Below are 22,860 nucleotides of genomic sequence, written 5' to 3' on the forward strand. Positions count from 1 at the left end.
TCATCCTAACTTGGAATAGCGCTCTCCGGTAGATACTGAATCTTAGGATTTACTATATGTGATATTTATCACAAATGACTAACTTAATTTCCCTGCTTTTCGTGTAACTTAAAGTAGATTTTACTACTGCTACAAGCTATGTCAAGCCAATCAACAAATTTACTCGCAAACTTTACAGAGTTAAAATATTTACAACATCAATAAATAATTTTTGGTATCAAGCAACTTTATGCATAGTCACCTGGACGACGGAGAATCAGAAATGGGTTGGCAGGTTTGACTTCATAGTTGCAGTAAGGTGTTTGAGCTTTGGCGTTAGCGAAGCTCGCCGAAGGCATCGCTTCCGATGCAATCCACTCAGGATGGTCATCTTGCCACAGAGGATGGCGTAAAATCAAGATTGTCTGACGCTTTGGATTTTGGTGTACGTAGCCAGTGAGAGTTCCAAACTGAGTTGGTAAGCCGTAACCAAGCCGTTGAAGGGTAGCGGTAATTGGTGCATTTATACCTTGATATAGTTGACTCCAAGGATTTGGAATACTGCCCCAAGGAGAGTTGAGATCAATTGTAGATGAGGCTGATAATACCAACTGCGCCATATCTAAAGCCAATCGCCAATCTAATAACCCGTGATAAGCAAGGTTTTGATAATCTCGCAAACATAAGTTGCATGATGTATCACAAACGTTTCCATGTGGCTGATTTATCCACTTGCTGGCAATGCTACTAAGAATATTGGGATTCGCCAAATCCATCAATTTTTTAAATTCTTTTGGCTTTTCTAGAAACCGACAATATCCTGCCCCATTTTCTAGATGATCGCATAAAAAAGCCTGTCCGATCACAGATTCATTTTGCTCTAGCGATCGGAATCCTGCTTGCAACTCCATTGCATCCACATCTAATTGGGTGGCGGCTGCTACCCGCAACCAAAAAGCAAAGGAATACCAAGCAGCACGCCCGATAACTGTGGTTGGATCTGCAAAAATACCAGTAGGCCATTCTTCAATATTGACCAACAAAATATCCGTTTTTCGCCGAGATAACAACGCCACCCGATAGGCAGTACCAGAAGTAGTTACTGGGCCATTCTTATCTGAAGAAACTGCATAAGCTCCGGGTTTGGGCTTACCATAAATTAAGGCATTTTGAAAGTCAAATCCACCATTACCGCCGTTGTCATTCACAGAAATAATGTGGTCATTAAATGCAGAGACGGAGGCGTTAAGAGTACGCTGGATATTGCCTACCTGAGCATTTACACTTAAAGATGGTCTGGTTGCGTTTGGTTGCCACTCAAATTGTCCATCAAAGTCTTCGGGTTGCAAGTTGGTAAAAAATCCCTTGGGTTCTCTAGCATCTAGACAACGCAAAGCATCCACCCCGCAGACTGGACAGATATCTTTTGGCGGTTCCTGATATCCTGGATGTGGTTTATTTAACAATTTATATGGATAGATCACCGCTTGACAGTTCCCACAAAGTCCTAAAGATTTGTTCTCTTCAGTGAGTGCTGGCACAAGTCCTGGTTTAGATTCTATATTCTTACCTTGGGGATATAACTCAACTACACCACAGGCTGTATGCACAGCTTTATCTTTGACAGTTTGGGAACGAGGGGCAAACTGGCTGAGGGCAATATCTAGATTGCGATCAACTACTCCCTCCGTTGGTGGCCATTGGTTGGCGCGTGCAGGAAAACGGGTATAAAGCGATCGCACTCGCGTCGGAAAGCCAAACATCGGCAATAACCCAGCATTTGCCAGACGTTCACTTAATTGATCTTGGGTGTAGGTCTTGTCTTCTACAATTGTTTGAATTTCTGGAATTAAATCATAGCGAAGAAAGCTCAACATCTGAGCATTGCTGGCATTCGCTAAGGCTGTCTGCACTCGCAAGCTATCTAATACTGTGATTATAGCTGGCTCATTCTGGCGATCGCGCAGCCAATCTTGAATATCCGGTTGGTAATTATTCCAGTCAGCTACATTCCCAAACTCACCGTGTACATTATCGCTACCTCCACTAAAATTTGTCTCTGCAAAGGCTTGCCGCAAGACTTCCTTAATGAGAACACGCTCAAAAATGGGAACGCTTGTCATATCGACATAAGGCGGCGGTGGCGGGTCGCCTGTGATGCTTTCCGGGCGTTGGAAGTAAAAATCATCGTGGCTTCTACCACGACAGAAAGTCACAGCTAAGGCGACTCCAGCCGAACGTCTACCAGCGCGACCAACTCGCTGTTGATAGTTGAAGCGACGGGGTGGCATATTTGCCATCATCACTGCCAACAGCGCACCGATATCAACACCCGCTTCCATTGTAGTTGTGACGCTTAAAAGATCAATACCTTGGACACGGGCAATTTCATCATTGATAAAAATGTCTTGAAACCAGCGTTGGCGCTTAGTACGTTGATCTCTGTCAGTTTGTCCGGTTAACTCGGCGGCGTTCATGCGGAAAGGCTGACCTGATTTTTCTGAAGAGAGATAAGTATAATAATCGAAGTCTCCCGTGGGTGTTCCGGCGGTGAGTTGCTGAGGATTTTTGTTGGTGCTAGTACGGCTATTACATTCAGGACATAAGCCAGCAGCAGGATGCAGATAAAAAGCATTGCAGCGATCGCATCGATACCCCAAATGATTCGACGGTAACATTAAATAAAGTTTATTTGGATCTAGTGCCAAACTCCCACTAGCAGAAATTCCAGCTTGTGACTGGAGTAATTGTTGTTGTATATCTTGAGGTTTTAAACCTGTAGACTCAATATACTTTTGGGCAAAGCCGGGTAAGTTGTGATCTGTTCCAGGATAAAAAAACTTAGAATACTGGTGTCGGCGACGGATGCCCAATTGTCTGATGACTGCATCAGTTGCTTGAATTATTTTAAGTGGTGTATTTTTTGGCGGTTGATAGCTGACCCACCCTTGCCCGAAACCCTCCATTGTGCGTACCATGTTATCAAACAATGGATTCATCAGTTCAGCAGTCAGCATATCTTCCAGTTGGGTAGTATGGTCAGTCTGGGTTTGTGTAGCTGGAAAAATCCTTGTCACCGAATTACCAGACCAGTTGTAGCATTCAAACCAAGGATGTTTTTGCTGACCTTGATTTTGTCCAACCCAGTAATTCAAGGCGCGAAAACTCGAACCGCCGGGACAAATCCCACACTCTAATAAAGCATCTCTAACTTTTTGCCGTAATTCCAATAAAGGAATGCGTTCGGGGTAGCGTTCCAGTAAACCAAGCCATGCACTACTCACCTGTTGATTACTCGCGGGTAAACCCATCACCCAGAAAAGCGCCTCTGTAACTAAGGTAGGATTAGCATTAGCAAAGCGATCGCGCCGAGTAATATCATCTGCTGCTTGGACAACAGCATTATAAAGATTAGCGTTTAAAGTCTGCAATTTAGCGAGACTAGCTGGGTTATTTGCAGCAGTAATATGCAAAAAGGCTATAAGATCATCCCAATATTGATAAAATGACTGGATCAGCAGTAGACGCACCATATCGCGGTAATGGTCGAGTTCCATTCCCGCAGCCAGTTTAGCTGCATCTTGGCGACTATCAGAAAATATTACCAACTTGCGAGAACTACCTAACCCTTTTTGAGAAGGTGCTGGCATTTCTCGTAACAGTCCACTCGCAATAACTTGACAAGCCTTTTGAAAGCCGGTGCGGTGGATACGTAAAGGAGTCGGGAATTTCTCTCTTCTACCGTAGTCTGCATCACAACGAGGACACTTTGTTGGTAGTGCTGGCTGATCTAAATCATCTCCCTTTACCTGATAAAGCCACCCTGGAATCTCATCAGGTTTCGGTGGTGTTGCATTCTGGAACAGTACGCCTGTTTGTTTGTCTAACTTTGCTTTCACCCACTGGCGTTTTATTTTGTCAGCAGTCCATTCTAGAACTTGAGGTTGTGTAGTCCACGCTGGTGTTTCTCCCGGTAATGGCCAAAATACCCGATAGTTGCTGTAACGTTGATTCATCACAACCAAATCGGGTATACCTTCTAAGTTCGGCTGATCTGGCGTGAGGATATCTACTGTAATGTTACTTAGCTTGCGAGTACTTTTGTATCCTCCCAAAAAGACATCGCCACAGACTTCGCAGACAATTAAATCGAGAACGCGGGAACCACAACCGCAGCTGAGGCGATGGTTAGCATGGATAGCACCAATCGTCGGTGGATCGGTTTGTCGCTGAATTTGATCAACTTCAACTTGGGTACAACTTAGGTTACAGCAAGCCCATAGGCTTTGCAAGTTGTGGAAAAATAGATGTCCGCGCACAGGTTGGGGCGATCGCCCATTAGCCAATTTCGACATCCCCAGTGCTAACAGCAGTCCCCGCATGGAGTCAGAAACAAAATTTGTCGCACTCTGCAAATTTGGGAAAAGCTGCTGTTCTAAATCTTTGATATTTGTAGCGCGAACACTCCCATTGACCGCTTGACAAGCATCCCGCAAAGCTTCACCAGCATCTACAGTCGCTAAAGCCTCACCAAGTTTTTCTGCACTTGTTCCTGATGATGCTGAATAACCCAACTGGTTAGCTAAAGTTAATCTAGCGTTTTCTACATTCTGATTATTTATATCAGGTTGTGCCATTGATTGCAACGGATCTGATTGTACAGATTTAGCAAAATCAGCAAAAGCATTTTGGTAATTTACCAAAGATTTTCTAGCATTTACTTTTGGCTGTTGTTGCTGTCCAGTGATGAAAGCAAACTGTTTGTCATCACGTCCAAAAAATTCGCGGAGGAATTTTCTGCCTTCTGGGTTATCTTCCAAACTTGCTGTAGTCGTAATTATCCGCAGCTTTGGCGAATCTGGTGTTAAACCCAGCCGAGAAAAAAGCAAGCGTAAAATATAAGCAACTTCCGTTCCTGGAGTGCCACGATAGGCGTGTAGTTCGTCAATAATCAGGAAAAATTGCCGTTCTGGATGATTTGGTTCTGCCAGCCAGTCACGAGTTATATCAAAAATATCGTTTTCAATGCTCCGCATCATCATAATGTTGAGCATCGAGTAGTTAGTAATTAGAATATCTGGTGGAGTATCTTGCATATCCCAACGTGACCACATTTCCCCACCATCAAGTCGGGGAAAGTAGTAAGGTAAATCGGGATTTAAAGATAAATTCGCCTGAAGTAAATTTTGTTGCTGCTTGGCACACTCATCTAATTCGTTTCGCAGTCGTTTAATTTTATCAGGTGTTGGTTCACCCGGAATCGGAGTTTGTCCAGTGTAACGTCCAAAGGTGATGCGGTTTGTGCCGCGTTCTCTATCTAGCCAATGGTGTACTTCTGGCGCTTCTAGGGCTTTTCTCAGTCGTCTCAATTGGTCTTCTACCAAAGCGTTGAGGGGATAAAGTATCAAACCTCGCATGGCTTTGGGGCGAGTTACGTGTTTCCATTGAGAGATGCGATCGCCTTTTTCATCCCACCAGCAATGATTAATCGGTGGAGACGGACTTGCTGACCAAGTGCTGGATTCCCATGCTAAATGGGCGAGTAGTGGCAATAAAAAGCACTCAGTTTTACCGGAACCTGTGCCAGTGGTAACAACTAAATCTTTTTGGTTGATTAAGACTGACTCTAAACTTTCCCACTGGTGTTGATAAAGTTCGATGCCATTCTCAAACAGCATTTTTCCCAGTTGTGCCAAGTCATGGTATTTTGCAGGCAGTTGTTTGACAGCAGTTTGCAAGTCTCTCCCCGATGAGGGATAAATGGGAACTGGTTCAATTAAAGGCGGCTGACTTAAAATACCTGGTTTTTGTAAAAGGCGATCGCGTTCTGCGGCTAAAGAGCGATAACGTAATGGAAAGGCACTTTTAATATACAGCTGATAGATATGGTTAAGTCGTTGATACGCTCCAACTACGTCATGCACAGATTAATGCCTCTTCGTATTTAACATTCAGCTTTTGACTCAACTGATAGGCAACTTCCCCACCGACGTTTTGATACAGTAACCAGTTACCCTGATATGTTGGTAATTGTCCAGATGCCAGCACTAAAGCACGTTCATATATTTCAGGCCAGCGCTGCTTGACTGGTATTGCCAAACACTTTGTAGCAACATTGTAATCAGCTTGGCAAGATGCACCATGATGATGCAAAGCTAAAAAGCGCAAACCATACCAATCGCCTTGATGCCAAGTGTTAGTGTTTTGGTTGTAAAAAAGGGTGTAGCGAAGGTTTCGCTTCTCATCAGACATCTGATACATCCCTGTTTCGTGAGGAATACCGCAGATTTCAAAATCCTCACCGTCAAAGTGCTGCCATTCCCACTGACTCGGTACAATTCCCGGCATATTCCTGAGACTTTGCTGCCAAGTAGCGATATCAGGTAGAATTTGGGCAAGTTGCTTGGATGCTTCACCCGCGTTGATGATGGGAAAATTATTTGCGATCGCATCAGGGTTATTGACCACCAATTGAATGCAGGGTGGTGCTTCTCCTCTGGGTTGGTGAGTAATAGATGCTACAATTCCAGATTCTTTTAATTGTCTGAGTAAGCTTATACTGCGTTGACCACACAGTATAAATTCGGAAGTATGCGAGTTAATTTTAACAATAGTTGAAGGAGCCGCTGACCATTTGGAACCGTCTAGTGAAGACTCAAGATGTCCTAATAAGCGCAACCTTCGTAAGATGCGTTTAGGTTCCTGAAGCTGGAGTGCATTGCAGCTTTTTTTAAAGGATTCCCAGCTACCATTGCCGAGGGTTGATAACCAGTATAAGAAGCGATCGCTATTTTGGGAAGGTTTCACCCAATCAGCATCAAAATGATTAATAGAGTGTAATTCTGTCAGTTCAAATGGGTTGTCAGCAGTGATATTTTCTCTAGGTTGGTAAGGAATAAGGCTGGTATAATCATAAACATCATGGGCTACACCAACCATAGATTTTATCTGTTCATAAGTGAAGCCGCGATTCCCTGTGATTGGGCGCTGAAAAAATGATAATTTCAGCAGACTTGTTTCTAATTCTATAGGTAATTCACCTACTTGGCAACTTTCAATTGCGAGAAAGAAACAAAACTCTTTCCGAGATTTAGCTCCCTTTTCCACTCGCAAAAGTGGTATGAGTTTACTAAGATTTTGACGTTTTACTTGTTCGGAAATTTTGTTTATCAGGTCTTGTGGATTTCCCCGATAAGAAAATCCTTTATACCATCTTTGGACTTGTGGCATGATACACCCTAATGACTCTAAACAGCTTAAAAAATTTGCCCAATTACACTGCCAAAAATATGATATTCAGAATTAATTGCCATCACTTCAGGATGCACATATTTTTCTATGGCAAGCTCATCCCAATCTACAATTTTGACTAAACGTTGACTCAATTCACCTGCAAAAGTCGCCTCAATTAGGTAATGGCCAGGATCGGAAAAATCAAGCCTTATAGAAGTATTTGTACTTTGTGAACTCTCCAGAATTATCTGATTATCTGATAATCGAGTTACTTTTAATTCTGCGGTTGAATAGAAACCAAAAATAGTAATTTGTGGGCCATGATTCATAAGCCAAGCACCAATTTTAGGTACGCGCAAGCCGCCAGAGAAACTGATTAATAATTTAACACTTGGTTGCAAAGCATCCTTAAGAGCTTGATTTTTGATGAAGACTCCATCCCAAGCTTGAGAAACAACCATGCACTGTTGAAGTTCTACCCATCCAGAATTATTAAATATCGGCTGAGGTGTACAACTCGACTTTAGTAAATGCTCATCTCGCAGGCGTTCAATATCACTAAGCAATTCTTGTTTACATAGGAGAATAAACTCAGTACCTAATGATGGGGCTTGCCAAGAAGCATAAGCCCCAGAATCAGGATTTTCGGCATCGGGGATTAGTATCCAAAAGTCACGAGCAGGTAAAATTAGGTAATCTAGATCATTTGGTGAACTAATTTGGTATTTAGCACCGTTATCTAACTCCTTCTGACTGACTGAATACTCTAAAGGAAAATACCAGCCAGGACGTTCTTCTCTTAATAGGTGAAGATTATCTCCCTGTTTCACTTCTACTGATTCTAGGCTGCGTCCTCGTTGCTGCTTGGGGTAAAGATAATAATCTACCTGTCCTAAAAATGGCTCTTCAGTGCGATATAAACCGCAGAAAAGATGACGACTCCAAGTGCAATAATTATTCTTATCTGCCGTAGGACATCCTTGAGCTTTCCACTGTTCATAAACTTGATGCAAAGCTTCCATAATCGCCTCATGGCGTTGCTTGTTTTCCGTCAGTAAATCTTTTAAATGGATGCCAAATGCCCCTGCTTCTCGTCGAACGTGAGCAAATAAAGTTTGAGCATCCCATTCGGCTTGCCATTGCTTTTCTTGGAATAGTTTTCGCAATCTGTCTTTATCAGTGCGGCGCAATAAGGATTGAGAAATCGGATAATTAATATAGGTAGCTGCACCACCACCTCGTTGTGCTGAAGGTAAAAATCTATCTTCCATTAGCCAACGATTCCACTCTCGCCAAAGGGGTTCTTCGGCTTCATTACCAAATTTCATCCCCAATGGACGAGTAAAACCATCCAAGGCTAAAATCTCTCGTAAACGTTTGAAATAATTAGTTTCTGATGTTTTTTCTTCTTGAGCCATTTGTGAAGCGGCTAAAATGGTGGCACATAAAAAAGCAACTCCTTTGGGTAATCCTTGCGAATCACGCCCTTTTAAATGCTGCAAATTAACCTGTCCCTCAAAGATGACTTTTCTTCTAACTGCTATGCAGAAGTCATTAACCCAAATAACATTTGTAGATAACTTCTCAGAATTATAACCAATACGTTCTATTACATCTTCATCAACGCTCAAATAAATTTTTGTTCCGTGTGGTGTACCACTGATAAAATAATCAATTAAAGCCTGATTCCAATCTGTATAATTCGCCATTATAGTTTAGTGCGTCACCGATAGCGCAGCGTAAAGCCTTCGGCATGGCTTCGCTTAGAGCGAGTCCCAAAGGGAGACGCGAAGGCGAACGAGCGTCACAGCCTGTCGTAGACATCGCTTGTTAAATCACCGTAATTGGTGATATTTTTTATAAGGTAAATAGGCAGTTAAAAATTTAATTGGAGATAATGTTTAATAACACAGATAATCACCAATGAGGGCTTGCTATTTGGTTCACCACTCAAATATTTTATTTCCAACTTAGAACTGATCATAAAGCAACAATAGCTACTAATGCATACGTAATTAAACGTGACTTAGTACTCATTAATAGTTGCTAATGCATACGTAATTAAACGGAACTTAGTACTCATTTATATAACGTAAATTATCAACAAAAAGAATTCGTTATGCCTTAAAAAACTGGGACATAAAGTATAAAATATTACATGTATTTTTAAATATTTGAACAAATATCATATTTTAGTTTGCGATCGCTAAAATTAAGTGCCCAGAAACCGATTAACACGAGATAATAATAAACTCACACTACCCTTGGCTGTTATCCCATCGCCGATTTGTTCTGGCTTGGTTTAGGTAATTCACTTCACAGTCATAGGGTGGAATTCTGCAAGTAGTTCTGAACCAAATCATGAAAACATCCACCCAATTGCTAGTTCGCCTAGACTATTACTACCAGCAAATTAAAACGATCATCCTGACTCGTCAAAATCCAATTACTGGTTTACTACCTGCGAGTACAGCGATTACAGCCCACGGCGATTATACTGATGCCTGGGTACGAGATAACGTTTACAGCATTTTGGCAGTTTGGGGTTTAGGACTTGCATACCGCAAGATTGACGACGACAAAGGACGCACCTATGAACTAGAACACAGTGTCATCAAACTGATGCGCGGGTTACTCTTTGCAATGATGCGACAGGCTCATAAAGTAGAGACATTTAAACATACTCAGTCGCTACTAGATGGACTACACGCAAAATATAATACCGCGACTGGTGATATTGTTGTTGGTGATGATGAATGGGGACATTTGCAACTTGATGCCACATCTATATTTTTGCTGATGTTGGGGCAAATGACGGCAGCAGGATTGCAAATAATTTATACCATTGATGAAGTAAATTTCGTCCAAAATTTGGTTTATTACATTGGACGAGCTTACCGCACACCAGATTATGGCATTTGGGAACGTGGGAATAAAATTAATCGGGGTAGTGCTGAGTTAAATGCCAGTTCTGTAGGCATGGCAAAAGCTGCTTTAGAAGCTATCAACGGACTGGATTTGTTTGGTGTGCGTGGTAGTCAAGCATCGGTGATTCATGTGCTACCAGATGAAATCGCCCGCGCCCGGATTACTTTAGAATCCTTATTACCGAGAGAATCTGGTTCCAAAGAAATTGATGCGGCGCTGTTAAGTATTATTAGTTATCCTGCCTTTGCAGTAGAAGATTTGGAGTTACGCGATCGCACTTTAAACGATATTATCAATAAACTCGCAGGTAAATACGGCTGCAAACGCTTTCTGCGTGATGGACACCAAACGGTTTTAGAAGATAATCAACGCTTGCACTACGAACCGTTAGAACTCAAGCAATTTGAGCATATTGAATGCGAATGGCCATTATTTTTCACTTATTTAGTTCTAGATGGATTATTTCGCGGCGAGCCAGAACAAGTTAAAAAATACCAAGAGCTTTTAGAATCATTACTCATAGAACAAGATGGTTTGCGTTTATTGCCAGAACTTTATTATGTTCCAGCCGAAAGCATAGAAGCAGAAAAGTTAGCACCCCAAACGCAACCACGTTTACCCAATGAAAATATTCCTTTGGTGTGGGCGCAAAGTTTATATATTCTCAGTGAAATGTTGAGTGAAGGGTTACTGGCGGTTGGTGATATCGACCCTTTGGGAAGACATTTGTGTGTGGGAAAACAGCGCGAGGCATTGGTACAAATTGCTTTATTAGCAGAAGATGAAGATTTACAGACGAAACTAGAAGTTCACGGAATTGAAACACAAACGCCTACCCAAGTAGAACCGATTCAGGTGAGAAAAGCTGGAGAATTTTCAGCTATTTATACCCAAATTGGACGTAACGACAAACTTGGTTTAACTGGGCGGCCAGTGCGGCGGTTGCGGAGTTTAACAACATCTAGAATCTTTCGGATTCGTGGCGAAACAATTGTATTTTTACCTTCATTTTCAGACTCTCAACAGTTTTACCTAACCCTCGATTACCATTTTCTGCTAGATCAAATTAGAAGCGAACTGGCTTACATTCAAAAATATTGGAACGATTTAGGGCGTCCGACTTTGACTTTAATGTTGACGCACACCATGTTAGAAATCGGTTCTGAAGCATTACTAGAACTGATGCAAGAACTGAAAGATGGTGTTTGTAACGGTGTGCGGGTGAAATTGGGGCGGCTAAATCAGTTAATGCTAACAGCTGGAATCCAAAGAATTGATTTTCTCCAAAATGCGGAATTTTCACTATCGCCAGTGAAAAATGCTAGGCCACGTTGCTATTATTTGGCTGATCATCCTGAGAAAAACTGGCGCTTAGGAAATACCCAAGAGTTTCAAATGGAGTGCGAAACCAACTTTGGGTTATTACTTTCTTACTTAGGCTCATCAGAGAATATCTACGAGCAAATTGAGTTATTGCAAACTTTAACTCGCTTGCAGGGAATGGAATTTGATACGGGGTATGGCGGCCCAGGATATCCTGTCACCGTGGCTGATTTACTCGATGAAGTTTACACCAAAGCTGGAGATTTAGGCATTTGGGCAGTAGTGCGTCGGGCTGCGGGGTTACGCCAAATGGTTGATATTAGCCTATCAGATGCAGTGACGAGTATTTTGGTAAGGGGTAAGCAAATTGCTGTGGGTAAAGCTTACAGTGAGGCGTCCTTGATTACCGTACCCATGCCCCACGATGAAATTGCCGATAAAATTAATCATTTTTGTCGTGAGGATATCCGCGATCGCGTCCTTACCCAAGAGATTTTAATCTATCTTGGTATCTTAATTCACTCGGAACCGGAATTATTCCAGGGACTACTAACGCTGAGAGTCGGCTATCTCATCCTATTGATAACCAGCGAACTAGCGCGGGAATTGCATGTCACTCAAGATGAAGCATACGATTATTTAATGCAACTTTCACCCTTTGAAGTGAAAATGCGCTTGCGTCAGGTATTAACTGGATATACTGGCATGAGTAACCTGTTGCGCCAGCAAGAATCAATGCACGTCAAGCAAAAAGAAAGTGATATTGCTTGGGTGGTGTTACCAGGAATCGCCGAAGAAATAGAAGTCCCGCCGGGTGGTTGGCGGCGGTTTCGCCAAGCCGAGGGTGCGACGGGGCGCGTACCAAAAGAATTTTTTAAGCAAGTTTGGCTATTAATGCGACATTGCAAGGGTCTAGTAATTGGGGATAAACTAGAGCGCCGCAATCGTTTAGATAGTGAGATAATGCTGTCGGAAATGACAGCGGGGGAAAGAAATTTTGCTCTGTTAGTCGAGCATCTGTTGAATAAAATCGAAGCTCCAGAATACCGCCAAGTTAATATTGAAGCATTAATAGAATTAGGAGCGATCGCAGCTAATAATCCCAACCTGCAAATCGAAGAATATATTGTGTTGGATGTGTTAATTGGTCATGCAGTGCGATTGGCGTGGCTAGAAAACCATAGTCAACGCAGCGATCGCTATGATGAGGATAAGGGGAGTGCGTGGCGATCGTTTTACAATACTTCTCCTAGCGATTGTGCTAGTTATATTTTGAAGGCTTTCCGGTTCTTGACGGAGTTTGTGAAAGATTTTTAAACGCAAAGGGGAGGCAGCGGGTTGCGGGGGTGGAGGAGTTTGTAGCGACTGCCGTCGCGCAAAGGGAAACGCAGAGGAGCGCAGAGGATGAGAGAGAATGAGTTGAGTGGGGTGATTATTGGTTGTGCGACGAGGGTGCATACTGCTTTGGGGCCTGGTTTGTTGGAGTCGGCTTATGAGGTGTGCTTGGATTATGAGTTGAAGGAAGCCGGGTTGAATGTTGGTAAGCAGATTCCATTGCCCTTGGTTTATCAAGATGTGCAATTGGAATGTGTTTATCGATTAGATTTGATAGTCGAAAACCAAGTAATTGTAGAGATGAAATCTGTAGAATCCTTCCACCCGATTCACTCCGTTCAACTCTTAACCTATCTCAAACTCGCAAACTGCAAACTAGGTCTTCTCCTCAACTTTAACGTCCTCCACCTCAAATAAGGTATCAAACGCGTAGCCAACAACCTCTAACTCTTCCTCTTCCTCTACGAACCTCTGCGCTTCCCTCCGCGTTCCTTTGCGTTTAAAATCTACTTAACCGAAACAGCATCAACATCAATAGTGCTTCCAGTAGAAGTAGAACCTTCAGTGCTATCAGCTACTTCAGTACCCACATCACCCTTACGAGCTTTCCAACCTTCAATTACCAGTCCAGACACCTCACTAACTAGCAGGGTCAAAAGGAAAACATCATCAATCTGTCCCACAACGGGTATAAAATCTGGGAGAACATCAATTGGGCTGACCAAATAGACCAATGTTCCTAAAATTACCCACCAACGGTACTTGGGGTTACGAAGCACATTACGATACCAAGTGTAAAGTGATTGGATTGAAAATTTCATATTTTGAACCTCCAGTTATCTTTAATTTTGACAAATAATCCTAAAAACTCCCGGTGGGAATAACCGCCCTAGTTAGTCTGGAAGACGCTACTCGTAATCTGTCACCAAATAGCTACTTTGTGATTCTGCACAAGAGTCTAGTAATTCCCTGACAACAAATAAATTGGATGGATGTTGATTGTCTATTTTAGAGGGGAATCCTAGCTATATAAATCTAAAGTTTCGCCTCTTTAGTGTAAATTTATCTGCTTTTAAGAAGGCGAAGCACCAATGCAGGATGGAACCTACCGATGAAGAAACGTCACTTTGGCATATCTAAAATCCCACTACAGATGGTTCTGATTATTCCCTTTGTCTTACAAATATTTGGAGCGGTAGGTTTAGTGGGTTATTTGTCATTTAAGAATGGACAGAAAGCCGTCAACGACTTGGCAGACCAGTTGATGGATCGAACTAGCAATATTGTAGATCAACATTTAAATTCTTATCTATCTATTCCCCATAAGGTAATCCAGATTAATGCTGATGCCATTCAGATGGGGTTATTAGATGTGCGTTCGCGCAAAACTGTGGCAAAGTATTTCTGGAAACAAATGCAGGCTTATGACCTGACCTACATCGGCATCGGACTGACCACAGGTGAAGGCACAGGAGCCGCTCGTTACGATGGCAAAACCGTCACGATTGATGATTGGAGTGCCAAACCTCCGAAAAATTGGTTCACCTATGCCACAGATAACCAAGGCAATCGTACCAGTGTCATTGCTACTTTGAATTGGAACAACTTCAACGAACCCTGGTACACAGAACCCGTGAAAGCGGGAAGACCTATCTGGTCACGTATCGTCACTATCAATTATCAGTATCCATACATTGCTGCCTCCGCATCTCGCCCCATTTATGACGCGCAGAATCGATTACTGGGGATGGTTGCCGCAGATATCCATCTGTTGAAACTGAGTGAGTTTCTCCGGCATTTGGATATCAGCCGTTCTGGACAAGTTTTCATTTTAGAGCGGAATGGGATGCTGATAGCAAACTCTAGCACGCAGCAGCCTTTTACCCTGGTCAAGGAAAATATTCGACGAATAAAAGCCACTGACAGTTCTGATCATTCAGTTCAGTCTATTGCCAAACAAATTCAGCAAACCTTTAATGGCTTTGAGTCCATCACCGAATCCAAAAAACTGCAACTGAATTGGCAAGGTGAACCAAATTTTGTCAATGTCACCCCCTGGCGTGACCAATATGGACTGGATTGGCTAGTAGTGGTTAGTGTGCCGGAACACACTTTTATGGCACAAATCAACGCCAACACCCGCACTACCATTTTGCTCTGTTTTGGAGCCTTGGCTGTGGCAACCCTCATAGGCTATTTAACCTCCTACTGGATTACACAGCCGATTCTGCAAATGAACCGAGCAAGTCAGGCAATGGCATCAGGCAATTTAGACCAAACCTTGGATATCAACAACATCCAGGAACTCAGTGTACTTGCCCACTCCTTTAATCACATGGCAGGTCAATTGCGGGAATCTTTTACAGCCTTAGAAAACGGTAAGGCAGAGTTAGAAAACAGGGTGGAAGAACGCACCACCGAACTCAAAACCACCTTGAGCGAATTGCAGCACACTCAAGCACAAATGGTTCAAAGTGAAAAGATGTCTAGTCTGGGTCAACTGGTGGCAGGTGTGGCACATGAAATCAACAACCCGGTGAACTTTATCCACGGCAATATTACCCACCTGAAGGACTACACTCAAGATTTGCTCAGGATGATCCATCTCTACCAACAACGTCATCCCAGCAATGATCCAGAGGTACAAGCGCTAGCTGAAGAAATCGATCTGGAATTCCTGATCGAGGATTTACACAAGATGCTAGCTTCGATGAAAATGGGGACTGACCGGATTCGGAACATTGTGCTATCACTGCGGAACTTTTCTCGGATAGATGAAGCAGAATTCAAAGCAGTTGACCTTCATGAAGGAATTGAAAGTACGCTGTTGATTTTGCAACACCGTCTGAAAGACAAACCAGAACACCCAGCAATTGTAGTGATTCGGGATTATGGCAAGTTGCCCCAAGTCGAATGCTATCCCGGACAACTCAATCAAGTCTTAATGAATGTTCTGGTGAATGCGATCGATGCTTTAGACGAATTAAACGCCAATCGCACCGTTCAGGAAATAGAGGCAAATCCTAGTCAGATTAGCATCCGCACTTCAATGGGCAATTCGCAATGGGTGGAAATTGCGATCGCAGATAATGCCGGGGGAATGCCGGAACAGGTGAAAAACCGTATCTTTAATCCTTTTTTCACCACCAAACCTGTAGGCAAAGGAACAGGTATGGGCATGGCAATCAGCTATCAAATTATCACCGAAAAACATGGTGGCAAATTGGAATGTTTTTCTACTCTTGGTGAAGGAAGTGAGTTGATCATTCAATTGCCTACCCAGCAGCAAGTTTGCCTAGTAGTCTAAGTCAAATACGCCATGCTTACACTGTCTTTTTAGGTTTTCGAGAAATTTATATTTTGGAAGTCCCTCATTTTGCATTAATCTCTAGAATTAAAATGCTCTACCACATTTCATGAAGGGAGGAAACTTGTGCGATTCGTTGCTTAGTGAATCACGGTAACCAGTCCGTACATAACTAAGCCAGCCCGACAGCAGATTACTGTCACTAAAGGCTGAACTCTCGGTCAGATGCAAGTGTAAGCCTTGCCATTCAGACTCAGAATTGACTCCTTATCTGCCCACACCGAACAAGCTCGGTTCTTGTAGAGTGAAGCTGGGAACAGGGCGCAATCAGACGACCGTTGCGGGTTGACACTGGCGCTAACAGGGAGTTCCTATGATGAAACAGAGCCTAGAAAAGCGACTTATGTTTAAGCAGGGCGCAACACAAAAATCCCTGACTTCGCTGGAGTCCATTCCCGCCGTGTGCGGTTAAAAGAACGGCAAGAGTCCAGGGAATCCAGTAGTCGAATTGGCTACATCTAACGGAACAACGCCACATGCTACAACGGGGGGAACCCCCGCAACGCAGTGGCTCATCAATCTCTCCGAGGGAACGAATAAAAACGAGTTGTGGGTCTAGGGGCAGTCGAACCCCAAGTAGCCCAGACGAGCGGAGGAATCCCCACAATTCGGGTAGGACAGACCGTAATTGGTCTGAGGTGTTCAGAAAATACAAACTCTAGAAGAGAAAATGATTAGACACAGTAGACATACTAGTGAATCTTGGAAAGCACTACCGTGGAAGAAATTCCGCCGAAATCTTTTCCGCCTTCAAAAGCGCGTATTTAAAGCTGTTCAAGTTGGAGATAAGCGGAAAGCGCGGTCACTCCAAAAGCTTATTCTCAAATCAACCTCGGCTCGATTTCTTGCAATAAGACAAGTATCTCAGCTAAACGCTGGTAAAAAGACGGCTGGTATCGATGGGAAGAAATCCCTCTCATTCATGGAACGCTTCAACCTTGAAGAACTACTGAAAATGAATAGTGGAAATTGGAAGCATCAGGGTTTACGGGAAATCCCCATCCCTAAAAAGGACGGGACAACCAGAATGCTTAAAATACCAACCATCGCGGATAGAGCTTGGCAATGCCTCGCAAAATATGCACTCGAACCAGCACACGAAGCCACTTTCCACGCTAGGAGCTATGGGTTTAGAACTGGGCGCTCTGCCCATGATGCCCAACGGTATATTTTCACCAACCTAAACTCCAAAGCCAACGGAATAAACAAGCGAGTTATTGAACTCGATATCGAAAAATGCTTCGACAGGATTAACCACTCAGCAATAATGGACGAACTCATTGCCCCTAAAGGCTTAAAACTCGGAATATACCGATGCCTCAAGGCAGGAATTAACCCAGAATTCCCCGAACAGGGTACACCTCAAGGGGGAGTGGTCAGCCCACTACTAGCGAACATCGCACTTAATGGGGTAGAAAGTATTTATCAATCCAAGGACAACCAAGGAAGAATCACCGAGCCATCAGTCCGATACGCGGACGATATGGTTATTATAATTCGACCCGAAAATGATGCGATAGAGATACTTGAAAGAATCAGCGAGTTCCTCCGCAAACGCGGAATGAATGTAAGCCAAAAGAAAACCAAAGTTACCGCCGCGACAGATGGGTTTGATTTCCTCGGCTGGCACTTTAAAATCCAGAAAAACGGAAAATTTAGAAGCACTCCCTCAGTGGATAACTTCAAAGCATTTCGTAAGAAAGTAAAACACATCGTCAACAACTCGAATTATGGTGCTACCACAAAGGCTGAGAAATTAGCCCCAGTAGTTAGAGGTTGGAGAAATTACCATAAGTTCTGCAAGATGGACGGGTCGAGAAACTCGCTATGCCACATCGAAACAAAAGCTTACACGGTATTGAACAAGGAAACCAAGCAAAACCGCTACTCTAGCAAGAAACTACTAGACAAAGCATTCCCAGCAGTTCCCTACTCCGAAAATAAACACGTCATGGTCAAAGGAGTAAAATCCCCCTATGACGGAGATACAACCTACTGGAGCGAACGCAAAAGTAAGCTCTACGACGGCGAAACCTCTAAAGCTCTTAAGAAGCAAAACCATAGATGTGCTTCCTGCGGCTTAAAGTTCATCGATGAGGAACGGGTTCACCTGCATCACATCGATGGAAATCACGCCAACTGGAAGAAAAATAATCTTGAAGCAATTCATGAGAGTTGCCACGATTACAAACACATGAGCAAAAGCGCAAGCTAAAAACATCGGGAGCCGTGTACACGGAAACGGGTACGCACGGATCTAACTGAGAGGTGCGGGAGACAATACTCCCCATCGACTCAACCAAACAGTGGATATTTTAGATTTATTTTATAAGGGCGGGCCAGCGATGTGGCCTCTGCTTGTTCTGTCGATTCTATCTTTAAGTGTGATTTTTGAGCGTTTGTGGTTCTGGTTACGAATTTTGACTCAGGAAAAGCAAATAGTCGATCGCATCCTAGATGCTGCCCAAGATAATTGGCAAGTAGCTGCGGACATTGCAAGACAAGCAAGCCATCAGCCTGCTGGACGTTTTCTCTACGCCCCCTTACGTTTTCCAAAAACTGATGTAGAAACCTTTCGATTAGCACTGGAGGCTACAGCAGAAGATGAATTGGCTGGAATGCGGCGAGGTGAAAAGCTTTTAGAAGCCGTAATTGCCCTAGCGCCCCTGTTGGGATTGTTGGGCACAGTTTTGGGTTTGATCAAAGCTTTGCGAGCAATTCGGATTGGCGATTTGGGAACTGAATCGACAGCTGGGGTAACTACTGGTATTGGTGAATCCCTAATTGCTACGGCAACTGGGCTAATAGTTGCCATCATTAGTTTGGTATTTTACCGCCTATTTCAAAGTTTTGTAGTCAACCAAATCAAAGTTTTTCGGAAGGCCGGGAATGAGATGGAATTGCTCTACCGCCAGTCCCCACCTGATTTTAGTAATAGTACATCAGCAATTGTGCGGGAAAATTTCACTCCACCCCGCAAGCCAGGAAAGACTAGGTTTCCTGAACCTCCTGAACCGCCAAATGCACCTAATTAGTCAATAATTCAACCCCAAAACCAGGCATTTAAATTGAGAAAATGAAAGTTAATCTACACACCCCAATTGAAGAAGTTCAAATTCAAATCATCCCTTTAATTGATGTCGTTTTTTGTATTCTGACGTTTTTTTTATTAGCGGCTTTACAATTTACACGGCAACAGGCAATAAATGTTGATTTGCCCAAAGCCAGCGCCAGTTCAGTATCTGGAATAACATCACAGAGTGGAAGTCTGATTGTAACTATCGATGCCGTTGGCAATACTTACATAGAAAAACAGCCTGTAAAACGGGAGGATTTGGGAGCGAGGTTAAAACAGTATCTCCAAGGAAATCCCAGTGCTGTTATTGTGCTGAATGCTTCACGAACAGCAACTTATAATGATGTGATTGAAACATTAGATTTGCTGCGGCAAGTAGGGGGCGATCGCGTTTCTTTGGGAATTATTCCTGGCCCATCTCAACCACCCACAAACTCACTCAACCAGCCTAATATCCCCTCTTTCCCAATCGATCCTGGTGCAGCACCAGTTCCAGGCATCAATCCCGAAGGGAATCTTAACCCTAAATTTCCCTTAGCACCTAATTCCGTACCCTTTCCTAGCATAAGTCAACCTCCAACTGGACAAGGCATCAGTCCTATCAATCCTGGTATTTCCAACCCACCAGCATCTCAAGCGCCTGTAGCACCCAAACAAACCCAACCTCCTCTTAAAAGATGAGATAGGGGCATTGGGCAATTCAATTTTGGATTTTGGATTTTAAATTTTGGATTAAATTTCAATCTAAAATCCAAAATCTCAAATTCTTACTCCCCCTTCAAGCCTTTTCCCAAACCTAAAGACATCTAGAATAAATCTCGGCTAGATAAAAAAACCTGCTAATTTATAGATAATTGGTTGAACTTTAAACATTTTTCCACCGATAAACTAAAGTAATTTATCACCAATTGCCATTCACGTTTCAGGGATTGTGGCATGAATATTGTGACGCTTTTAATTGTTTGGGTAGTAACAGCTATCAGCCTGTTGATAATTAGCAAATTGCCTTTGGGAGTTGAAATTGACACTCCAGGTAAAGCCTTCCTTTCTGCCGCAGTGCTTGGTATCGTGACGGCAATAGTCAGACCGATTTTAAGCCTCGTTTTTGCAGTCCCAAATTTACTCACATTAGACTTGTTATCCGGCATTTTCACATTTATGATTGCCGTGGTTTGTTTTAGTATTGCTGCTTGGTCAGTAGAGGGCTTTCGCTTGCGTTACGGGATTTGGAGTGCTGTTGTTGGGGCATTTACGCTGACTATAATTAACAGCTTAATCTACAAATTATTGGGCGTCTAAAATCAAAAGTTAGGAGTTAGTCTAAAATCAATAGTTAGGAGTTAGGAGTGATGAGTTGTTAATAACTCTTAACTCCTAACTCCTAACTCCTAACTCTAATTTCTAACTCCTGTACAGACGCGATTAATCGCGTCTCCCATCTCCTAACTATTCGTTAGAACTTGGGGGAGCAACTGGGGTAGTTGATTGTTGTTTACGTTGTTCGCGTTTTTTGCGATCGGCGGAGAGCATATCTGCCATCACCACCAGTGCTTGCGCCATTTTGTCTAGGTTAGAACGATATAGCTCCAAATCCTTGGTGAGTTTGTCATTGGAGAGGTGCAAGCCAGCAGCGATCGCTTTCAGCGCCTCAGTGAGTTGCTTTTCATCTTTGACCAATTCGGGATCTGACTGTTCCAATAACGAAAATACACCAATTGCAAACAAACGGTTGTATTTAAAGTTAGGATTGTTGGCGATCGCTTGCAGGTGTGCTTGCAAGTCAGCATCTCGATCTAAGTAAGTAGTTTGGCCTAGCCACCCAATTAAATCTTTAACTGGCAAACCTTTAGCTACAGCTTGTAATCTTTCGGCATCTTGTCGGTAGTGTTGCGGATCTTGTTCTATAGCCCGACATAGGGCGTTAAAAATTGATTCTTGATCTCGTTCTGGTTCATAGCCTTGCATGAAGCGGTCAAAAGTAGTGACGACGCCCAAGGCATAAATTGGATTGTAGCTAAAATCGATATTTACTGATAGCAGATGCATTTCCACCATCAATTCTTCCACTACCCGACGATAAATAGTGTTAATCGGACGGGTGTGAAGATTGTAAAAAGTTCGTTTTGTATCAGAGACAGTACGGACGTTATTCACAAAGAAAATGTTAAGGGCGACGGATCTTTATTTTCTCGCTTAAATGCTACTTTGCCAAGTTTAGCTTTTGACTGGTGACAGTTTCATTTACAATATAAACAAGTCAGAAGTACTTTATAAGCTAGTAACCACAGGGGATAAGACCCTTTCCTCTAAAAAACTAGCCAAAAATATTTTTAATGATTTGTTTATCGCATTTATGAACTTCTCGCCACAGTTAATTGCTTTAGGTGAATATTTAGCTGGTGAATTTGATAATCGGGAACAAGCCATAGGAGAACCAGTTTGGTATGTCCACCTCCGGCTGTGGCAAAGACCAATTAATCTGTTCACCGAAGATAGCATCACCCTGTTTGCCGAACAGGCTAACGTTCTTAACCTAGATAAACCTTACCGCCAGCGAATTATGCGGTTGCGCCAGGGAAGCAACTCTGATACATCTCTGGAAGTGCAATACTATATGCCTCAAGATGCAGGTGCATTAAGAGGCGCGGGTCATAACCCTGCTTTACTGAACACACTGACACCCGAACAATTAGATTTACTACCAGGTTGTATCCTAACAGTAACTCAGGAAACACTAGCCCGCGATCGCTATAACTTCACCGCTACCCCACTACCAGAGACTCGTTGCAGCTTTACTTATCTTGGCAATACCGTGGATGTTTCCTTGGGATTTGAAGCGACTGCGGCAGAATTTCACAGCTACGACAAAGGAATCGATCCAGCAACTGGAAAAGCAACTTGGGGAGCGATTATGGGGCCTTATCGCTACACCAAGCGAAATCAGTATTCAATAAAATAAAGTTATGAGTTATAAGTCATGAGTTATGAATTTTGAATTAACTCCTCACTCCTCACCCTTAACTCCTAACTCCTTTTTTAGCTGGCAATGCTACGAGGTACACCTTCTAAAGCTTCCTCTTCTGTTTCAAAGATTTCAAAGACAGTATCCATCATCGTCACTTCAAATACGAGTTTGGCTTCTGGGTGTACATTACAGATGCGGAAACTGCCCTTGACTTTATCAGCATCACGCATTCCAGCTACCAAAGACGTAAGACCGGAACTATCAATAAAATTTACCTGAGCCAGATTTACAACTACATGGCGGCTGAGTTTAGAAATACACTCTTGTAACTTTAGGCGAAATTGCCAAGCAGTGGTAATATCTAGGCGACCTGCTGGCGTCAGCACAATAACGGTGTTTCCGTCTTGGCTTGTATAAGTTTTTTGGTCTATATGAATCACTAAAGCCCTCCCCGTGGCATTTTTCTTAAAATTAACTAGTTACAGAATTTTGTAATGCTGTCACTTGACATTAACAAGCTATAGCTAAAATTGTCACCTTTTTCTGCTAAGTGCTTAACTTTAGTAGTTTAACTCACTAAAACAGTACTGAGTAGCAATTTAAAACGAGGGAGTGGGGGAGATAGGGAAGAACTCCTAACTCCTAACTCCTAAC

Annotated in this window: 14 protein-coding genes; 8 read left to right on the forward strand and 6 right to left on the reverse strand. The window is 42.9% G+C overall.

Annotated features, from left to right (window positions below):
- Nucleotides 1-227 precede the first annotated feature (227 nt).
- The 3 genes from V7K30_RS11935 to V7K30_RS11945 are packed head-to-tail and all read right to left on the reverse strand — an operon-like array spanning nucleotide 228 to nucleotide 8,921.
- Complete coding sequence (locus V7K30_RS11935; RefSeq protein WP_334999320.1) at nucleotides 228-5,903, reverse strand: DEAD/DEAH box helicase; 5,676 nt, start codon at nucleotides 5,901-5,903, stop codon at nucleotides 228-230.
- On the reverse strand, nucleotides 5,896-7,209 hold the full coding sequence (locus V7K30_RS11940; RefSeq protein WP_334999322.1) for a hypothetical protein: 1,314 nt from the start codon (nucleotides 7,207-7,209) through the stop codon (nucleotides 5,896-5,898). The genes V7K30_RS11935 and V7K30_RS11940 overlap by 8 nt, the downstream gene beginning before the upstream one ends.
- A gap of 26 nt (nucleotides 7,210-7,235) precedes the next feature.
- Nucleotides 7,236-8,921 carry a hypothetical protein gene (locus V7K30_RS11945; RefSeq protein ID WP_334999324.1) on the reverse strand — a complete coding sequence of 562 codons (1,686 nt, stop codon included), beginning with the start codon at nucleotides 8,919-8,921 and terminating at the stop codon, nucleotides 7,236-7,238.
- 652 nt (nucleotides 8,922-9,573) lie between these two features.
- Between V7K30_RS11945 and V7K30_RS11950 the strand changes: the two genes are divergently transcribed.
- The gene (locus V7K30_RS11950) at nucleotides 9,574-12,780 is read left to right on the forward strand and encodes a glycoside hydrolase family 15 protein (protein ID WP_334999326.1); all 3,207 of its coding nucleotides are present in this window, start codon (nucleotides 9,574-9,576) and stop codon (nucleotides 12,778-12,780) included.
- Nucleotides 12,781-12,867: 87 nt separating this feature from the next.
- A complete protein-coding gene (locus V7K30_RS11955) occupies nucleotides 12,868-13,215 on the forward strand; it encodes a GxxExxY protein (RefSeq protein ID WP_334999327.1) in 348 nt (115 codons plus the stop codon).
- Nucleotides 13,216-13,304: 89 nt separating this feature from the next.
- Here the strand turns inward: V7K30_RS11955 and V7K30_RS11960 are convergent, their stop codons facing one another.
- On the reverse strand, nucleotides 13,305-13,619 hold the full coding sequence (locus V7K30_RS11960) for a YkvA family protein (protein WP_334999328.1): 315 nt from the start codon (nucleotides 13,617-13,619) through the stop codon (nucleotides 13,305-13,307).
- A 290-nt stretch (nucleotides 13,620-13,909) separates the two neighbouring features.
- Here V7K30_RS11960 and V7K30_RS11965 point away from each other — a divergent pair, with 290 nt between their 5' ends.
- From V7K30_RS11965 to V7K30_RS11985, 5 genes are all read left to right on the forward strand, one after another.
- Nucleotides 13,910-16,105: an ATP-binding protein gene (locus V7K30_RS11965; RefSeq protein WP_334999330.1), complete on the forward strand. Its 2,196-nt coding sequence runs from the start codon at nucleotides 13,910-13,912 to the stop codon at nucleotides 16,103-16,105.
- A 730-nt stretch (nucleotides 16,106-16,835) separates the two neighbouring features.
- On the forward strand, nucleotides 16,836-18,380 hold the full coding sequence (locus V7K30_RS11970; protein WP_334999332.1) for a group II intron reverse transcriptase/maturase: 1,545 nt from the start codon (nucleotides 16,836-16,838) through the stop codon (nucleotides 18,378-18,380).
- A gap of 91 nt (nucleotides 18,381-18,471) precedes the next feature.
- The gene (locus V7K30_RS11975; protein ID WP_334999334.1) at nucleotides 18,472-19,200 is read left to right on the forward strand and encodes a MotA/TolQ/ExbB proton channel family protein; all 729 of its coding nucleotides are present in this window, start codon (nucleotides 18,472-18,474) and stop codon (nucleotides 19,198-19,200) included.
- A gap of 41 nt (nucleotides 19,201-19,241) precedes the next feature.
- On the forward strand, nucleotides 19,242-19,922 hold the full coding sequence (locus tag V7K30_RS11980; RefSeq protein WP_334999336.1) for an ExbD/TolR family protein: 681 nt from the start codon (nucleotides 19,242-19,244) through the stop codon (nucleotides 19,920-19,922).
- Nucleotides 19,923-20,177: 255 nt separating this feature from the next.
- A complete protein-coding gene (locus V7K30_RS11985; RefSeq protein ID WP_334999338.1) occupies nucleotides 20,178-20,540 on the forward strand; it encodes a phage holin family protein in 363 nt (120 codons plus the stop codon).
- 147 nt (nucleotides 20,541-20,687) lie between these two features.
- Here the strand turns inward: V7K30_RS11985 and psb29 are convergent, their stop codons facing one another.
- Complete coding sequence (psb29, locus tag V7K30_RS11990; RefSeq protein WP_334999340.1) at nucleotides 20,688-21,395, reverse strand: photosystem II biogenesis protein Psp29; 708 nt, start codon at nucleotides 21,393-21,395, stop codon at nucleotides 20,688-20,690.
- Between the two features lie 199 nt (nucleotides 21,396-21,594).
- Between psb29 and V7K30_RS11995 the strand changes: the two genes are divergently transcribed.
- A complete protein-coding gene (locus V7K30_RS11995; RefSeq protein ID WP_334999342.1) occupies nucleotides 21,595-22,200 on the forward strand; it encodes a chromophore lyase CpcT/CpeT in 606 nt (201 codons plus the stop codon).
- A 77-nt stretch (nucleotides 22,201-22,277) separates the two neighbouring features.
- Here the strand turns inward: V7K30_RS11995 and V7K30_RS12000 are convergent, their stop codons facing one another.
- Entirely contained in the window at nucleotides 22,278-22,646 is a 369-nt protein-coding gene (locus V7K30_RS12000; protein ID WP_334999344.1) for an STAS domain-containing protein, read from the reverse strand.
- Between the last annotated feature and the right edge of the window lie 214 nt (nucleotides 22,647-22,860).

The organism is Nostoc sp., assembly GCF_036917655.1.
Lineage (GTDB): Bacteria > Cyanobacteriota > Cyanobacteriia > Cyanobacteriales > Nostocaceae > Nostoc.